This is a genomic window from Pseudomonas brassicacearum, assembly GCF_000585995.1.
Lineage (GTDB): Bacteria > Pseudomonadota > Gammaproteobacteria > Pseudomonadales > Pseudomonadaceae > Aquipseudomonas > Aquipseudomonas brassicacearum_A.
On sequence record NZ_CP007410.1, the window covers coordinates 2,446,410 to 2,462,405 of the forward strand.

Consider the following 15,996-nt stretch of genomic DNA (forward strand, 5'->3'; position numbering starts at 1 on the left):
CAACGAAATGGGGCGCGTATCATACATGAAAACCATCGCCGGTCCGTCGCCAACTGACCGGCGTATTACGCGTAACGAGACACTATTTATTACTTGTGGCGAGGGAGCTTGCTCCCGCTGGGGCGCGAAGCGGCCCTGAATCCTGGCAATCCGTTGCATCAGCTGGACACAAGGGGCTGCGTTGCAGCCCAGCGGGAGCAAGCTCCTTCGCCACAAAAAAGCAGGTTGATGCGACTTATTCGTTGCGCATCAACGGGTAAAGCTCTTTAAGCAATTTGCGCCGGCTGACCACCAACTGCCAGCGATGGCCGCCCAGTTGCCGCCACAGCCGTGCCGAGCGGATACCAGCCAGCAACAGGGCGCGGATCTTCGAGGCATTGCTCGGTTGCTGCAGGTTGCGCATGTCGCCATGCACCTGGATGCGCTGGCGCAGGGTGCTCAGGGTGTCCTGGTACAGCGCGCCGCAAGCGGCAATAACGTTTTCGTGGGACGGGCCGAAGTGTTCGACCTGGGATTGGATCTGCGGCAGGCGTTTGCCGATGGTTTCCAGCAGGTCGTCACGCTTGGCCAACTGACGCTCAAGGCCCAGCATCGACAGGGCGTAGCGCAGCGGTTCGCGTTGCAGGGCGCTGGGGTCGCGCTCCAGGGCGCCGACCAGCGCACGGTAGCCTTCGCGCAGGTTCAGGTCGTCGCCACCGTAGACCTCGAGGGTGTCCTTGGGGTCGCGAACCAGCAGGCTGCCCAGCATGCAGGCCAGGCCCGCTTCGGTGGCCTGGCCGGTCTTGGCGATCCGATCCACCAGCACGGCGGCGAGAAACACGCCGCCCAATGCTGTCAGTTGCTCCTGGGTCGGGGTCATGCCTTGCTGCTCCAGGGTTCTGCGACTTCGATCACGCCGCCACCCAGGCAGATTTCGCCGTCATAGAACACCACGGACTGGCCGGGTGTGACCGCTCGCTGCGGATCATCGAAGATGGCTCGGTAGCCCGTGGCGGTTTTTTCCAGGGTGCACGGCTGGTCGCTCTGGCGATAGCGAACCTTGGCCGTCAGGCGGCGTGGCTCGCTGAGGTCGATCGGGTTGACCCAATAGATGTCGGAGGCGAGCAGGGCGCGGGAAAACAGCCATGGATGGTCGTTGCCCTGGCCGACGATCAGCTCGTTGTGCTCCAGGTCCTTGATCAGCACGTACCATGGCTCTTCACCGGCGTCTTTGAGCCCGCCAATGCCCAGGCCCTGGCGCTGGCCGATGGTGTGGTACATCAGGCCATGGTGGCGGCCGATGACCTCGCCTTCGGTGGTCTTGATCTCGCCCGGCTGGGCCGGCAGGTATTGCTTGAGGAAGTCGCTGAAGCGGCGCTCGCCGATAAAGCAAATGCCGGTGGAGTCTTTCTTCTTGGCGGTGGCGAGCGCGTGTTTCTCGGCAATCGCCCGCACTTCGGGCTTTTCCAGTTCGCCCACCGGGAACAGGGTCTTGGCGATCTGCTCGCCGCCGACGGCATGCAGGAAGTAGCTCTGGTCCTTGTTCGGGTCCAGGCCCTTGAGCAGTTCGGTGCGGCCATCGATGTCGCGGCGGCGCACATAGTGACCGGTGGCGATCAGGTCAGCGCCGAGCATCATGGCGTAGTCGAGGAACGCCTTGAACTTGATTTCGCGGTTGCAAAGGATGTCCGGGTTCGGCGTGCGACCGGCCTTGTATTCGGCCAGGAAGTGTTCGAACACGTTGTCCCAGTACTCGGCGGCAAAGTTGGCGGTGTGCAGCTTGATGCCGATCTTGTCGCACACGGCTTGGGCGTCCGCGAGGTCGTCCATGGCGGTGCAGTATTCGGTTCCGTCGTCTTCTTCCCAGTTCTTCATGAACAGGCCTTCCACTTCGTAACCCTGCTCGATCAGCAGAAGGGCGGAAACGGAAGAGTCCACGCCGCCGGACATGCCGACAATGACGCGTTTCTTGGGTGTGTCAGAAGGGGCTGGATCACGCATAGGAATTCAATGAGTGTCTTGAAAAAGGACGCGATTCTATCAGGCCCGGGCGCGCAAGGCTAAAGAGAAGGGCGGATCAGCGCAAGACTGTGGCAATGGCCGGCCAGATAATCGTCAATGCAGCGGATGATCAGCTCGCTGCGCCAGCGGTCGCGCTGTTCCAGCAGTTCGTCGCGGCTTAGCCACTTGGCGCCGAGGATGCCGTCGTCCAGTTGATAGTCAGGGTGATGGTTCAAGGCCTTGGCAGCGAAACAGACCCGCTGGTAGGTCACGCCGTTGCTGGGGGCGGTGTACAGGTAAATGCCCACCACGCTGGTGGGTTCGACGTCCCAGCCGGTTTCTTCCAGGGTTTCGCGCACGGCGGCTTCAATCAGCGTTTCGTCCGGGTCCAGGTGCCCGGCGGGCTGGTTGAGCACCGCGCGCCCGCCCTTGGATTCTTCCACCATCAGGAAGCGGCCGTTGTCTTCGACGATGGTGGCGACGGTGATGTGGGGTTGCCAATCCATGAGGTCTCCTCGATTCAAAGGTTTAGCGCGGTCAAGTGTGGGAGCGAGCCTGCTTGCACAGGTGGGGGCAGGCTTGCTCGTGAAGGCGCTGTGTCAGTGACACCTAAAGCGCAATGCATATTGCATTAGGAAAATGGATTTCGAGGTACACGAAGTCTCGGATGTCGCACAGTGTGCTTGTAAATGACTTGATTGTCATGGTGACCTGTTTTTCGACGGTGTTGTGATCGAATTCAATGACCGCCGTTGCGTCCGAGAATCCATCTTTGATCACCAGCGTTGTTATTCCGGCTGGATAGCTTTTATCCGGTGTGAGGTAAAAGTCGGTATCTACTCGTGGATTGCCCTCGCCGTGTCGTTCAACCTTATATATTTGCCCAGGAGAAACTTCTCGGTATACGTCACAGCCTGAGAAATAAACATTGACGTTAGCTAAAAGAGAGAATTTACCCGTGTCTGGAAAAACGACTTTTGAGACCTTTGTTTGAGGGGCGGGATGAACTGGGGTGTCGGGAGAGTATTGAACGACCTGATCGTTGATTTGGAAGTCGCATCCTATGTACCTCCTGTCGACTTTGTCGTTGGCGGGGGTGTCTGGGGTATTGACCACAAGTCCGATGCTGCCTATGAAATCATCAAAGATCCAAGGGTAGGTCTCGACGGCGGCGCGGGGTGAGCGAGTTGAGTAGGTCACTTGGTTTCCGAACTTTATTGCGTTGAACCTATATTCGGTGGATGCGTTTTTAAACACCAGTTCATGAGAGGCAGTGGCGTAGCTATAGAGCTGTCCATATTCATTGGTGTGTACATTCGTGGAGAACTTTCCGCCGCCAAAGCTGAACTCAGTTTCTTTGACATATTCAAACGGCTCGTTAGCACCCTCTCTGAGATACAGCGTAGGGGATACTGAGAGCTTCAGGAAACTCCAATTCCCAACAGAGAAATGCTTTTGGGCGGGTACGGTAACTTCCGTATTCTTTTTCATGATGTGTCCTCAATATGCGCGAGTAAGGTGGCGAGTTTTCAGCGCGTAGGGGGACGCCAGGAAAACCCAGCCTTGTGCAGCAGATCGCTGTCGCTACGTAAGCGATTTCAGCAACCTGGTTTCGCTCCACTTGAGGTCGGTACGGCTGTAAGCAATTCCAGTTTCAGAATAACGCTTGGTCTGACTCTCTCGTTCTCTTGCCGAGACATCACACATCCACAAAGGCTGAAAGGGGGGCACGCCGAAGCTTTCAACGCTCCTGGTTTACTTCATGCGCCTTCAGTGAAGAGGGCGTACTTAGAACGATGCTTTAAGCCTAGGTCGGGTGCTTGTGCTGTCAAGTCGGGGGGAGTTACTCCCGCAGGAGGAAGTAGGTGTGCCTGGAAACACAAACCCCGGCACAAGGCCGGGGTTCGTGGTGTTTCCTTGCAACCTTACACCAGCGCAGCAATCGCCGCGTTGAAGGTGTTGCTCGGGCGCATGGCCTTGCTGGTCAGCTCCGGATTGGCGAAGTAGTAACCGCCGATGTCCACTGGCTTGCCTTGGACGGCGTTGAGTTCGGCAACGATTTTTTCTTCGTTGTCGGTCAGCGTCTTGGCCAGGGAGGCGAACTGAGCCTTGAGGGCTGCGTCGTCGTTTTGAGCGGCCAGTGCCTGGGCCCAGAACAGGGTCAGGTAGAAGTGGCTGCCGCGGTTGTCGATGCCGCCGACTTTGCGCGAAGGCGATTTGTTACGGTCCAGGAACTCGCCAGTGGCTTGATCCAGGGTCTTGGCCAGTACCAGCGCCTTCGGGTTGTTGTAGGTCACGCCCAGGTGTTCGAGGGAAGCGGCCAGGGCCAGGAACTCGCCCAGGGAATCCCAGCGCAGGAAGTTCTCTTCCAGCAGTTGCTGGACGTGCTTGGGAGCCGAACCACCCGCGCCGGTTTCGAACAGGCCGCCGCCGTTCATCAGCGGCACGATGGACAGCATCTTGGCGCTGGTGCCCAGTTCCATGATCGGGAACAGGTCGGTCAGGTAGTCGCGCAGGACGTTGCCGGTCACCGAAATGGTGTCCTTGCCTTCGCGGGTGCGGGCCAAGGTGAACTTCATCGCGTCGACCGGCGACATGATGCGGATGTCCAGGCCGGCGGTGTCGTAGTCCTTCAGGTAAGTCTGGACCTTCTCGATCACCACGCCGTCATGGGCGCGCATCGGATCCAGCCAGAAAATCGCCGGGGTGCTGCTGGCGCGGGCACGGTTGACGGCCAGCTTGACCCAATCCTGGATCGGCGCGTCCTTGGTCTGGCACATGCGGAAGATGTCGCCAGCTTCGACGTTCTGCTCCAGCAAGGTGCGACCGGTGTTGTCCGAAACGCGGACCACGCCGTTGGCCTTGATCTGGAAGGTCTTGTCGTGGGAGCCGTATTCTTCGGCTTTCTTGGCCATCAGGCCGACGTTCGGCACGCTGCCCATGGTGGTCGGGTCGAAGGCGCCGTGTTGCTTGCAGTCTTCGATCACCGCCTGGTAGATGGTGGCGTAGCAGCGGTCCGGGATCACGGCCTTGGTGTCGTGCAGCTGGCCATCGGTGCCCCACATTTTGCCGGAGTCACGGATCATGGCCGGCATCGAGGCGTCGACGATCACGTCGCTCGGTACGTGCAGGTTGGTGATGCCTTTGTCGGAGTTGACCATCGCCAGGGATGGACGCGCCGCGTAGACCGCCTGGATGTCGGCTTCGATCTGCGCCTGCTGCTCGGCCGGCAGGGCCTTGATGCGGGCGTACAGGTCGCCGATGCCGTTGTTCAGGTTGAAGCCGATCTGCTCGAGCACTTGTGCGTGCTTGGCCAGGGCCTCTTTATAGAACTCGGCGACGATCTGGCCGAACATGATCGGGTCGGAGACCTTCATCATGGTGGCCTTGAGGTGAACCGACAGCAGCACGCCTTTTTGCTTGGCGTCTTCGATTTCGGCAGCGATGAAGTCGCGCAGGGCGTTTTTGCTCATCACGGCGCAGTCGAGGATCTCACCGGCTTGTACGGTGGTTTTTTCTTTCAGGACGGTGGCGGTGCCATCCTGAGCGATCAGCTCGATTTTCACGCTGCCCGCGGCGTCGATCAGCGCGGCTTTCTCGCTGCCGTAGAAATCGCCGGTGCTCATGTGGGCTACGTGGGACTTGGAGTCCGCGGCCCAGGCGCCCATTTTGTGCGGGTGCTTGCGTGCGTAGTTCTTGACCGACAGCGGTGCGCGGCGGTCGGAGTTGCCTTCGCGCAGGACCGGGTTAACGGCGCTGCCCTTGATTTTGTCGTAACGGGCCTTGGCTTCTTTATCGGCTTCGCTGGTCACGGTCTCAGGGTAGTCCGGCAGTGCGTAGCCCTGGGCCTGCAATTCCTTGATCGCGGCCTGCAGTTGCGGCACCGAGGCGCTGATGTTCGGCAGCTTGATGATGTTGGCTTCAGGCGTAACGGCCAGGTCGCCCAGTTCGGCGAGGTGGTCGGCTACGGCTTTGTCACCCAGTTGCTCGGGGAAGCTGGCCAGGATGCGCCCTGCGAGGGAGATATCGCGGGTTTCCACGGCGATATCGGCCGAAGCGGTAAAGGCTTCGACAATCGGCAGCAGCGAATAGGTGGCGAGGGCGGGCGCTTCGTCGGTGAAGGTATAGATGATCTTCGAGCGGGTGGGCATATTCGGATTAACTCTCTTCTTTGCTAAAGCATGCGCAGAAACTCGAGGGGCGCCGGGTAAGCGCGTTCGTTCAAAGTCTTCCGTGAACCGAATGTCGAGGTTTCTTCGCGGTGATGTTGGGTGCATCAGTCGAGCGTCAAGCGGTCGGGCCGCGGTAACGGTCCGGCTTCTAACTGGCCGAAAGCCCTGTCATAGAGCCGTCAACCGGCGTGACCCTGTGGTCAGCGGCGGCATTATACATAGGTAGCTGGCAATCTGCCGATGCTTCATAGACTTTCGTACACGTCCATTGGTCTTAACGTCGCAGGGCCAGGGCGACAGGCTATGCTCATGTTTGGCGCTTTTCCCTTGAACTTCGGCCTTGTACGGCACCTACTGCTACGCTTTATGCCGCATGAGCCGAACGTAGGGTTTGCGTGCCGATTCAAGTGGGGTACGCTCGAACGCAGCCAGATGTTCAATCCAAGCAATGGAGTTCAGCATGGGGTATCAAAAGATTCAGGTTCCAGCCGTCGGTGACAAAATCACCGTCAATGCAGACCATTCTCTTAATGTTCCCGACAACCCGATCATCCCCTTCATCGAAGGCGACGGCATTGGCGTCGATATCAGTCCGGTCATGATCAAGGTTGTGGACGCTGCGGTTCAGAAGGCCTATGGCGGCAAGCGCAAGATTTCCTGGATGGAAGTCTATGCGGGTGAGAAAGCGACTCAGGTTTACGACCAGGACACCTGGCTCCCCCAGGAAACCCTGGACGCGGTCAAGGATTACGTGGTTTCCATCAAGGGCCCGCTGACCACGCCGGTCGGTGGTGGCATCCGTTCGTTGAACGTGGCCCTGCGTCAGCAGCTTGATCTGTATGTATGCCTGCGTCCGGTACGCTGGTTCGAAGGTGTACCGAGCCCGGTCAAGAAGCCTGGCGACGTAGACATGACGATCTTTCGCGAGAACTCCGAAGACATCTACGCCGGTATCGAGTGGAAGGCCGGTTCGCCTGAGGCGACCAAGGTCATCAAGTTCCTGAAAGAAGAAATGGGTGTGACCAAGATCCGTTTCGACCAGGACTGCGGCATTGGCGTCAAGCCGGTCTCCAAGCAGGGCACCAAGCGCCTGGCTCGCAAGGCTTTGCAATACGTTGTCGACAACGATCGTGATTCGCTGACCATCGTGCACAAAGGCAACATCATGAAATTCACCGAAGGTGCCTTCAAGGAGTGGGCCTACGAAGTGGCGGCCGAGGAATTCGGTGCGACCTTGCTCGACGGCGGGCCTTGGATGCAATTCAAGAACCCGCGGACCGGCAAGAATGTCATCGTCAAGGACGCTATTGCCGACGCCATGCTCCAGCAGATCCTGCTGCGTCCGGCCGAATATGACGTGATCGCGACGCTGAACCTCAACGGCGACTACCTCTCCGACGCCCTGGCGGCGGAAGTCGGCGGTATCGGTATTGCGCCAGGTGCCAACCTGTCCGACACCGTGGCCATGTTCGAAGCCACCCACGGTACCGCGCCTAAATACGCTGGGAAGGATCAGGTCAACCCGGGGTCGTTGATCCTGTCGGCTGAAATGATGCTGCGCCACATGGGGTGGACCGAAGCGGCCGACCTGATCATCAAGGGCACCAACGGCGCGATTTCGGCCAAGACCGTGACCTATGACTTCGAACGCCTGATGGAAGGCGCCACGCTGATGTCGTCCTCGGGCTTCGGCGAAGCACTGATCTCGCACATGTAAGCGGATCGGCGCGCAGCAACAATGCCCGGCTCGAGTGATCGAGCCGGGCATTTTATTTTACGTAAGGTTGACCGTCGGTCAGTGGGTCTCGGTGACCTGGGCGCTGACGGGGGAGGTTGCGTCTTCGATGCTGACCACCTCGATGTTGACGGCATGCAGGCCCTTGGGTCCCTGGATGACTTCAAATCTCACAGGCTGTCCGGCCTTCAGGGTTTTATAGCCATCCATGTTGATTGCCGAGTAATGGGCGAAAAGGTCTTCATCGTCCCTGCCGGCCGCGATAATGAAACCGTAACCCTTGGTATTGTTGAACCATTTCACCTTGCCACTCATCTTGACGACCGACATAACCCACATCCCTCTGCAACACACTCCATCACTGGAGTATCATCCAGTTCATCCGCAGGCTAATCTTGAAGACAGGATCGATTCCACGGACCTTTTTAACCCACGATGGGCTCTATTGGTTGTAACACCGTTTTCCCGATAGTCAAGGTGACCGGGTGGTCGCGGTTGAAATCGCCTGCAAGCGCCCCCATCACTGTATTCGCCAACTAAACGAACCTTTCTTTCCATGCATGCAATCAGCCAGATTCGACTAACATTCAATCAGGATCGCCCGGATCTACATGACGACGATTCCGCAGGCATTGCTGTTCAGGAAGCAAAGCCCGCATTACAGGCGCCACCGATGTACAAGGTGGTTTTGTTCAACGATGACTACACACCGATGGATTTCGTCGTCGAAGTGCTCGAGGTGTTTTTTAACCTGAATCGCGAGCTGGCGACCAAGGTCATGCTGGCCGTCCATACAGAGGGACGGGCAGTATGTGGAGTGTTTACCCGCGACATCGCCGAGACGAAGGCAATGCAGGTCAACCAGTACGCCCGGGAAAGCCAGCATCCGCTACTCTGTGAAATCGAGAAGGACGGTTAACGCCGACCACTTGGGTATGAGGTGAAGCTATGTTAAACCGCGAGCTCGAAGTCACCCTCAATCTTGCCTTCAAGGAGGCTCGTTCGAAGCGTCATGAATTCATGACCGTCGAGCACTTGTTGCTGGCCCTATTGGATAACGAGGCTGCCGCCACCGTTTTGCGTGCCTGCGGCGCAAACCTCGATAAACTCAAGCATGATTTGCAGGAGTTCATCGACTCCACCACGCCCCTGATCCCCGTCCATGATGAGGATCGGGAAACCCAGCCTACCCTGGGCTTCCAGCGTGTCCTGCAGCGTGCTGTCTTTCATGTACAGAGCTCGGGCAAACGTGAAGTCACCGGCGCCAACGTGCTGGTTGCGATCTTCAGTGAACAGGAAAGCCAGGCGGTTTTCCTGCTCAAGCAGCAGAGCGTTGCACGCATCGATGTCGTCAACTACATCGCCCATGGCATCTCCAAGGTGCCCGGGCATGGCGATCATTCCGAGGGTGAGCAGGATATGCAGGACGACGAGGGCGGTGAGTCTTCTTCTTCGGGCAATCCACTGGACGCCTATGCCAGCAATCTGAACGAGCTGGCTCGCCAGGGACGCATTGATCCGCTGGTCGGGCGTGAGGCCGAGGTCGAGCGCGTTGCGCAGATCCTGGCCCGGCGTCGCAAGAACAACCCGTTGCTGGTGGGCGAGGCAGGCGTGGGCAAGACCGCGATTGCCGAAGGCCTGGCCAAGCGCATCGTCGACAACCAGGTGCCGGACCTGCTGGCCAACAGCGTGGTGTATTCCCTCGACCTGGGTGCCTTGCTGGCCGGTACCAAATACCGCGGCGATTTCGAGAAGCGCTTCAAGGCGTTGCTCGGCGAGCTGAAAAAACGTCCGCAGGCGATCCTGTTCATCGATGAAATCCACACCATCATCGGTGCCGGGGCTGCGTCCGGTGGCGTCATGGATGCCTCGAACCTGCTCAAGCCGCTGCTGTCTTCGGGCGATATCCGCTGCATCGGTTCGACGACGTTCCAGGAATTTCGCGGGATCTTCGAGAAGGACCGTGCCCTGGCCCGGCGTTTCCAGAAGGTCGATGTGTCGGAGCCTTCGGTGGAAGACACCATTGGCATCCTGCGCGGCCTGAAGGGGCGTTTCGAGCTGCACCACAACATCGAATACAGCGATGAAGCCCTGCGCGCGGCGGCTGAGCTGGCCTCGCGCTACATCAATGACCGGCACATGCCGGACAAGGCCATCGATGTCATCGACGAAGCGGGTGCCTATCAGCGCCTGCAACCCGTGGAGAAACGCGTCAAGCGCATCGAAGTGCCTCAGGTCGAGGACATCGTGGCGAAAATCGCACGGATTCCGCCTAAGCACGTCACCAGTTCCGACAAGGAGCTGCTGCGTAACCTGGAGCGTGACCTGAAGCTGACGGTGTTCGGCCAGGATGCGGCCATCGATTCGCTGTCGACGGCCATCAAACTGTCTCGCGCCGGTCTCAAGTCGCCGGACAAGCCTGTCGGTTCGTTCCTGTTCGCCGGTCCTACCGGTGTGGGCAAGACCGAGGCGGCACGGCAACTGGCCAAGGCGATGGGGATCGAGCTGGTCCGCTTCGACATGTCCGAGTACATGGAGCGTCACACCGTATCGCGTCTGATCGGTGCGCCTCCGGGCTATGTCGGTTTCGATCAGGGCGGCCTGTTGACCGAAGCCATCACCAAGCAACCGCACTGCGTATTGCTGCTCGACGAAATCGAGAAGGCGCATCCGGAAGTCTTCAACCTGCTCCTGCAGGTGATGGACCACGGTACGCTGACCGATAACAACGGGCGCAAGGCGGACTTCCGCAACGTGATCGTCATCATGACCACGAACGCCGGTGCCGAAACCGCGGCGCGCGCTTCGATCGGTTTCACCCATCAGGACCACTCGTCCGATGCGATGGAAGTGATCAAGAAGAGCTTCACGCCTGAATTCCGCAACCGCCTGGACACCATTATCCAGTTTGGTCGCCTCAGCCATGAGGTCATCAAGAGCGTGGTGGACAAGTTCCTTACCGAACTTCAGGCGCAGCTCGAAGACAAGCGTGTACTGCTGGAAGTCACCGATGCGGCCCGTAGCTGGCTGGCGGAGGGTGGTTACGATGTGACGATGGGGGCCCGACCAATGGCTCGCCTGATCCAGGACAAGATCAAGCGTCCGCTGGCCGAGGAAATCCTCTTTGGCGAACTGGCCGAACATGGCGGTGTGGTTCACATCGACATCAAGGACGGCGAACTGACCTTCGACTTCGAAACCACGGCCGAAATGGCCTGATCGTTACCTGAAAAAAGCAAAAGGCGCCGGAAGGCGCCTTTTTGCTGTTATTGGCGCCACCGCCAATCCCTGTGGAAGCGAGCTTGCTCGCGATGGCTGCGGCACACGGCATCAATGCAAGCTGACCCTCTGCTATCGCGAGCAAGCTCGCTCCCACAAGAAAGACGGGGGCGATCATCAAATCGCGGACAAACAAAAACGCCCGGCATCAGCCGGGCGTTTTGTATTGACTTGTTAGCGAGCGCGGTAAGTGATGCGCCCTTTGCTCAAGTCATAGGGCGTCAGCTCGACGCGCACTTTGTCACCGGTAAGAATACGAATGTAGTTCTTGCGCATCTTGCCGGAGATATGCGCGGTTACGACGTGCCCATTTTCCAACTCCACACGAAACATGGTGTTGGGCAGGGTGTCGACGACAGTGCCTTCCATTTCGAAGCTGTCTTCTTTCGACATGCAGTAAAGCCCTCGGTATCCAGTGAATGGCCCGGTGCAACTGCGCCAGGCAAAAGCGGCGTGCATTGTGCCCGAAAAAGGGGGTTTAAGCCAAGGGGTTCTAACTCAGGACAACCCATCGCTGGTTAATCAGCAGTTCAATGGGTCGATATTGGGTTTTGTAATTCATTTTTTTGCAGTTTTTGATCCAGTAGCCCAGGTACACCGCTTCCAGTCCCAGGCGCAGGGCTTCGTTGATTTGCCAAAGGATGGCAAAGCGCCCCAGGCTGCGCCGTTCTTCGTTCGGCTCATAGAAGGTGTACACCGCTGAAAGCCCGTTGGGCAGCAAGTCCGTGACGGCAATGGCCACCAGTCGTCCTTCGAGGCGGAATTCATAGAAGCGGGAAAACGGCAGGTCGCGCACCAGGAAGGTCGAAAACTGATCGCGGCTGGGTGGGTACATGTCGCCATCGGCGTGGCGTTGCTCGATGTAGCGTTGGTACAGGTCGAAATACTCTTCGCTGAACTGCGGCTTGGCCGGCCGGACCTGAAGATCGGCATTGCGTTTGAAAATGCGTTTCTGCTGGCGATTGGGGATAAATTGGGCCACAGGGATGCGCGCGGGAACGCACGCATTGCAATGCTGGCAATGGGGCCGGTAGAGGTGATCGCCGCTGCGCCGAAAGCCCATCTCCGACAGGTCTGCGTAGACATGCACATCCATGGGCTGGCTAGGGTCGAGGAACAGCGTCGTGGCCTGCTCCTCGGGCAGGTAACTGCAGGAATGGGGCTGAGTGGCATAGAACTTCAAACGCGCCAACTCGGTCATGATCGGCCCTCGGGATAAGCTTTGAATTTAATTGTAAGCCAGGAGCGCGAAAGTCGCTCAGCAAACCCATGTCGCATGGTTGGGTAGGTCCAAATGTGCCTTTAGATAGCCCGCGAATTCGTCGCGTGGAATCGACCGCGCGCCCAGGCTATGCAGGTGTTCGGTGGGCATCTGGCAGTCGATCAGTACAAAACCGGCCGCCTTGAGGTGTTGGACCAGCGTCGCGAAGCCGAATTTCGACGCGTTGTCGGCACGGCTGAACATGGATTCGCCAAAAAACAACTGCCCCATGGCCAGGCCGTACAAGCCGCCCACCAGCAGGCCTCGGTCCCAGACCTCCACGCTGTGGGCGAAGCCGCGCCGATGCAGGTCCAGATAGGCGGTTTGCATGGCGTCGGTGATCCAGGTGCCGTCGGCATAGTCCCGTGGCTCCGCGCAGGCCTTGATGACCGCCGCAAAATCCGTGTCGAAGGTCACTTCATAGCGCTGCTTGCGCAATAGCTTGCCCAGGCTGCGGGAGACATGCAGTTCGTCGGGAAACAGTACGGTGCGAGGGTCCGGAGACCACCACAGGATCGGTTGGCCCTCGGAAAACCACGGGAAGCAGCCGTGGCGATAGGCTTGGATCAACCGATCGGCGGACAGATCGCCACCGGCGGCCAGTAATCCGTTGGGTTCGCGCATGGCTTTTGCCAGTGGCGGGAAATCGAAAGTGTTGCGTTGTAACCAAGTCAGCATCGTTCATTCGGCTTGCAGTAGGGGAGGGCGGGCCCCGCCCACAAGCGAGAGCCCGACTGGAGGTTACCCGTCAAGCGGCGGGGATGTCATTGAGATACTGCTTCACTTCGCTCATAAAAAACACCTCATAAGCCTTTGTCACAAAAGAGAATGCATGGTCCAATTAGCGCGGGTGTCCGCCGTTTCTGGCTAGGCTGTCACCCTGCGTGCGGGCAATGCCTTGGGGCCGACAAACCCGTACAATGCTTGAGTTTTGCACGCAGGATGGGCTAAAGATCAAAAACTTCGGCGGCACCTGCGGTTTTCTGGATGCACGTCACAGTGGTAAAAGTAGTACCGGTTGTGCACATTCACTTTTTTACCTGCTCGTCATGGGCAGTTTTTTATAGTCATTCAACAGATGGACGCGCCATTGGCGCAGGAAAAGAAGCGTTTTGAAGAAATCCACCGCAGCACCCAAAACAGTCGTTCCGCTCTGGCGCCAGCAATTGCACTACCGGCTCAAGGAAGGTGCATTGATCGCCATCGGTGCCTTGTGCCTGTTCCTGATGATGGCCTTGCTGACCTACGGCAAGGACGATCCGGGCTGGAGCCATAACAGCAAGATCGAAGACGTGCAGAATTTCGGCGGTCCGGCCGGTTCCTACAGTGCCGACATCCTGTTCATGGTGCTGGGCTATTTCGCCTATATCTTCCCGCTGCTGCTGGCGATCAAGGCCTACCAGATCTTCCGCCAGCGCCACGAGCCATGGCTGTGGAGCGGCTGGCTGTTCTCCTGGCGCTTGATCGGCCTGGTGTTCCTGGTGTTGTCGGGGGCCGCGCTGGCTCATATTCATTTCCACGCGCCCACTGGCCTGCCGGCCGGGGCGGGCGGCGCCCTGGGGGAAAGCCTCGGCGACCTGGCCAGGAACGCCCTGAACATCCAGGGCAGCACGCTGCTGTTCATTGCCCTGTTCCTGTTCGGCCTGACGGTGTTCACCGACCTGTCGTGGTTCAAGGTCATGGACGTCACTGGCAAGATCACCCTCGACCTGATCGAGCTGATCCAGGGCGCCATGAACCGCTGGTGGGCGGCGCGCACCGAGCGCAAGCAACTGGTGGCGCAACTGCGGGAAGTCGACGACCGGGTCCACGACGTGGTGGCCCCGACGACGCCGGACAAACGCGAGCAGGCCAAGGTCAAGGAACGCCTGATCGAGCGTGAGCAGGCGTTGAGCAAGCACATGTCCGAGCGCGAGAAGCAGGTGCCGCCGGTCATCACCATGGCCCCGGCCAAGCCGCCGGAGCAGAGCAAGCGGGTGCAGAAAGAGAAACAGGCGCCGCTGTTCGTCGACAGCGCCGTCGAAGGCACCCTGCCGCCGATCTCGATCCTGGACCCGGCGGAAAAGAAACAGCTCAACTATTCCCCCGAATCCCTGGCGGCCGTTGGTCACCTGCTGGAGATCAAGCTCAAGGAGTTCGGTGTCGAGGTCTCGGTGGATTCGATCCACCCGGGTCCGGTCATCACCCGCTACGAAATCCAGCCGGCCGCCGGCGTGAAGGTCAGCCGCATCTCCAACCTCGCCAAGGACCTGGCGCGTTCCCTGGCCGTGACCAGCGTGCGGGTGGTGGAAGTGATTCCCGGCAAGACCACCGTGGGTATCGAGATTCCCAACGAAGACCGGCAGATCGTGCGCTTCTCCGAGGTGCTGTCGACGCCGGAGTATGACAATCACAAGTCGCCGGTCACCCTGGCCCTGGGCCACGACATCGGCGGCAAGCCGGTCATCACCGACCTGGCGAAAATGCCCCACCTGCTGGTGGCCGGTACCACCGGTTCCGGTAAGTCGGTGGGTGTGAACGCGATGATCCTGTCGATCCTGTTCAAGTCGGGTCCCGAAGACGCCAAACTGATCATGATCGACCCGAAAATGCTCGAGCTGTCGATCTACGAGGGCATTCCGCACCTGCTGTGCCCGGTGGTCACCGACATGAAGGACGCCGCCAACGCCCTGCGCTGGAGCGTTGCCGAGATGGAGCGCCGCTACAAGCTGATGGCGAAGATGGGCGTGCGTAACCTCTCGGGCTTCAACGCCAAGGTCAAGGAAGCCGAAGAGGCCGGTACGCCGCTGAGCGACCCGCTGTATCACCGCGAAAACATCCACGACGAAGCGCCGCTGCTGCACAAGCTGCCGACCATCGTGGTGGTGGTGGACGAATTCGCCGACATGATGATGATCGTCGGCAAGAAGGTCGAGGAGCTGATCGCCCGTATCGCCCAGAAGGCCCGTGCGGCCGGTATCCACTTGATTCTCGCGACACAGCGGCCGTCGGTGGACGTGATCACCGGCCTGATCAAGGCCAACATTCCGACCCGCATGGCGTTCCAGGTGTCGAGCAAGATCGACTCGCGGACCATCATCGACCAGGGTGGCGCCGAGCAGTTGCTCGGTCACGGTGACATGCTCTACATGCCGCCGGGCACCAGCCTGCCGATTCGCGTGCACGGTGCGTTCGTCTCCGACGATGAAGTGCACCGCGTGGTGGAGGCCTGGAAACTGCGCGGCGCCCCTGAGTACAACGACGACATCCTCAACGGTGTCGAAGAAGCCGGCAGCGGTTTCGAGGGCAGCAGCGGCGGTGGTGACGACGATGCTGAAACCGATGCGCTCTATGACGAAGCGGTGCAATTCGTTCTGGAAAGCCGCCGGGCCTCGATTTCTGCCGTTCAGCGCAAGCTGAAGATCGGCTACAACCGCGCCGCCCGCATGATCGAAGCCATGGAAATGGCCGGTGTAGTGACGGCGATGAACACCAACGGTTCGCGCGAAGTACTGGCGCCGGGCCCGATGCGCGACTAACGACCCGGGCGGCCTGGCGACAGGTCGCTCGATCCCCACGACTTCATGAGG

The 15,996-nt window shown here is 59.2% G+C and carries 13 protein-coding genes; 4 read left to right on the forward strand and 9 right to left on the reverse strand.

The annotated features are described in order from the left end of the window. Positions 1 to 235: 235 nt before the first annotated feature. The 5 genes from hflD to CD58_RS10700 form a co-directional block, all read right to left on the reverse strand. On the reverse strand, positions 236 to 859 hold the full coding sequence (hflD, locus tag CD58_RS10680; RefSeq protein WP_025212994.1) for a high frequency lysogenization protein HflD: 624 nt from the start codon (positions 857 to 859) through the stop codon (positions 236 to 238). Further along, positions 856 to 1,980, reverse strand: coding sequence for a tRNA 2-thiouridine(34) synthase MnmA (gene mnmA / locus CD58_RS10685; RefSeq protein WP_025212995.1), 1,125 nt, complete (start codon positions 1,978 to 1,980; stop codon positions 856 to 858). Before mnmA ends, hflD begins: the two co-directional genes overlap by 4 nt. A gap of 59 nt (positions 1,981 to 2,039) precedes the next feature. After that, positions 2,040 to 2,486 carry an NUDIX hydrolase gene (locus CD58_RS10690; RefSeq protein ID WP_025212996.1) on the reverse strand — a complete coding sequence of 149 codons (447 nt, stop codon included), beginning with the start codon at positions 2,484 to 2,486 and terminating at the stop codon, positions 2,040 to 2,042. A 103-nt stretch (positions 2,487 to 2,589) separates the two neighbouring features. Next, positions 2,590 to 3,471, reverse strand: coding sequence for a hypothetical protein (locus tag CD58_RS10695; protein ID WP_025212997.1), 882 nt, complete (start codon positions 3,469 to 3,471; stop codon positions 2,590 to 2,592). Between the two features lie 434 nt (positions 3,472 to 3,905). Then, entirely contained in the window at positions 3,906 to 6,131 is a 2,226-nt protein-coding gene (locus CD58_RS10700) for an NADP-dependent isocitrate dehydrogenase (RefSeq protein ID WP_025212998.1), read from the reverse strand. A gap of 481 nt (positions 6,132 to 6,612) precedes the next feature. Here CD58_RS10700 and icd point away from each other — a divergent pair, with 481 nt between their 5' ends. Next, positions 6,613 to 7,869 (forward strand): NADP-dependent isocitrate dehydrogenase, encoded by a 1,257-nt coding sequence (gene icd / locus CD58_RS10705; protein ID WP_025212999.1) that lies wholly within the window; start codon positions 6,613 to 6,615, stop codon positions 7,867 to 7,869. A gap of 78 nt (positions 7,870 to 7,947) precedes the next feature. On the opposite strand, the gene CD58_RS10710 is transcribed toward icd, so the two are convergent. Further along, complete coding sequence (locus CD58_RS10710) at positions 7,948 to 8,217, reverse strand: cold shock domain-containing protein (protein ID WP_025213000.1); 270 nt, start codon at positions 8,215 to 8,217, stop codon at positions 7,948 to 7,950. A gap of 226 nt (positions 8,218 to 8,443) precedes the next feature. Between CD58_RS10710 and clpS the strand changes: the two genes are divergently transcribed. Together clpS and clpA are read left to right on the forward strand one after the other, a co-directional pair. Beyond that, positions 8,444 to 8,806, forward strand: coding sequence for an ATP-dependent Clp protease adapter ClpS (clpS, locus tag CD58_RS10715; protein ID WP_015094394.1), 363 nt, complete (start codon positions 8,444 to 8,446; stop codon positions 8,804 to 8,806). 29 nt (positions 8,807 to 8,835) lie between these two features. Beyond that, positions 8,836 to 11,106: an ATP-dependent Clp protease ATP-binding subunit ClpA gene (gene clpA, locus CD58_RS10720; protein ID WP_024616766.1), complete on the forward strand. Its 2,271-nt coding sequence runs from the start codon at positions 8,836 to 8,838 to the stop codon at positions 11,104 to 11,106. 234 nt (positions 11,107 to 11,340) lie between these two features. Here clpA and infA read toward each other — a convergent pair whose 3' ends face one another. The 3 genes from infA to aat form a co-directional block, all read right to left on the reverse strand. Continuing rightward, positions 11,341 to 11,559, reverse strand: a complete 219-nt coding sequence (infA, locus tag CD58_RS10725; protein ID WP_002553999.1) for a translation initiation factor IF-1 — start codon at positions 11,557 to 11,559, stop codon at positions 11,341 to 11,343. Between the two features lie 100 nt (positions 11,560 to 11,659). Then, positions 11,660 to 12,367 carry an arginyltransferase gene (locus tag CD58_RS10730; protein ID WP_025213001.1) on the reverse strand — a complete coding sequence of 236 codons (708 nt, stop codon included), beginning with the start codon at positions 12,365 to 12,367 and terminating at the stop codon, positions 11,660 to 11,662. A 57-nt stretch (positions 12,368 to 12,424) separates the two neighbouring features. Beyond that, positions 12,425 to 13,105, reverse strand: a complete 681-nt coding sequence (gene aat, locus CD58_RS10735) for a leucyl/phenylalanyl-tRNA--protein transferase (protein WP_025213002.1) — start codon at positions 13,103 to 13,105, stop codon at positions 12,425 to 12,427. A gap of 434 nt (positions 13,106 to 13,539) precedes the next feature. Between aat and CD58_RS10740 the strand changes: the two genes are divergently transcribed. Next, the gene (locus CD58_RS10740) at positions 13,540 to 15,945 is read left to right on the forward strand and encodes a DNA translocase FtsK (protein ID WP_025213003.1); all 2,406 of its coding nucleotides are present in this window, start codon (positions 13,540 to 13,542) and stop codon (positions 15,943 to 15,945) included. Positions 15,946 to 15,996 lie beyond the last annotated feature (51 nt).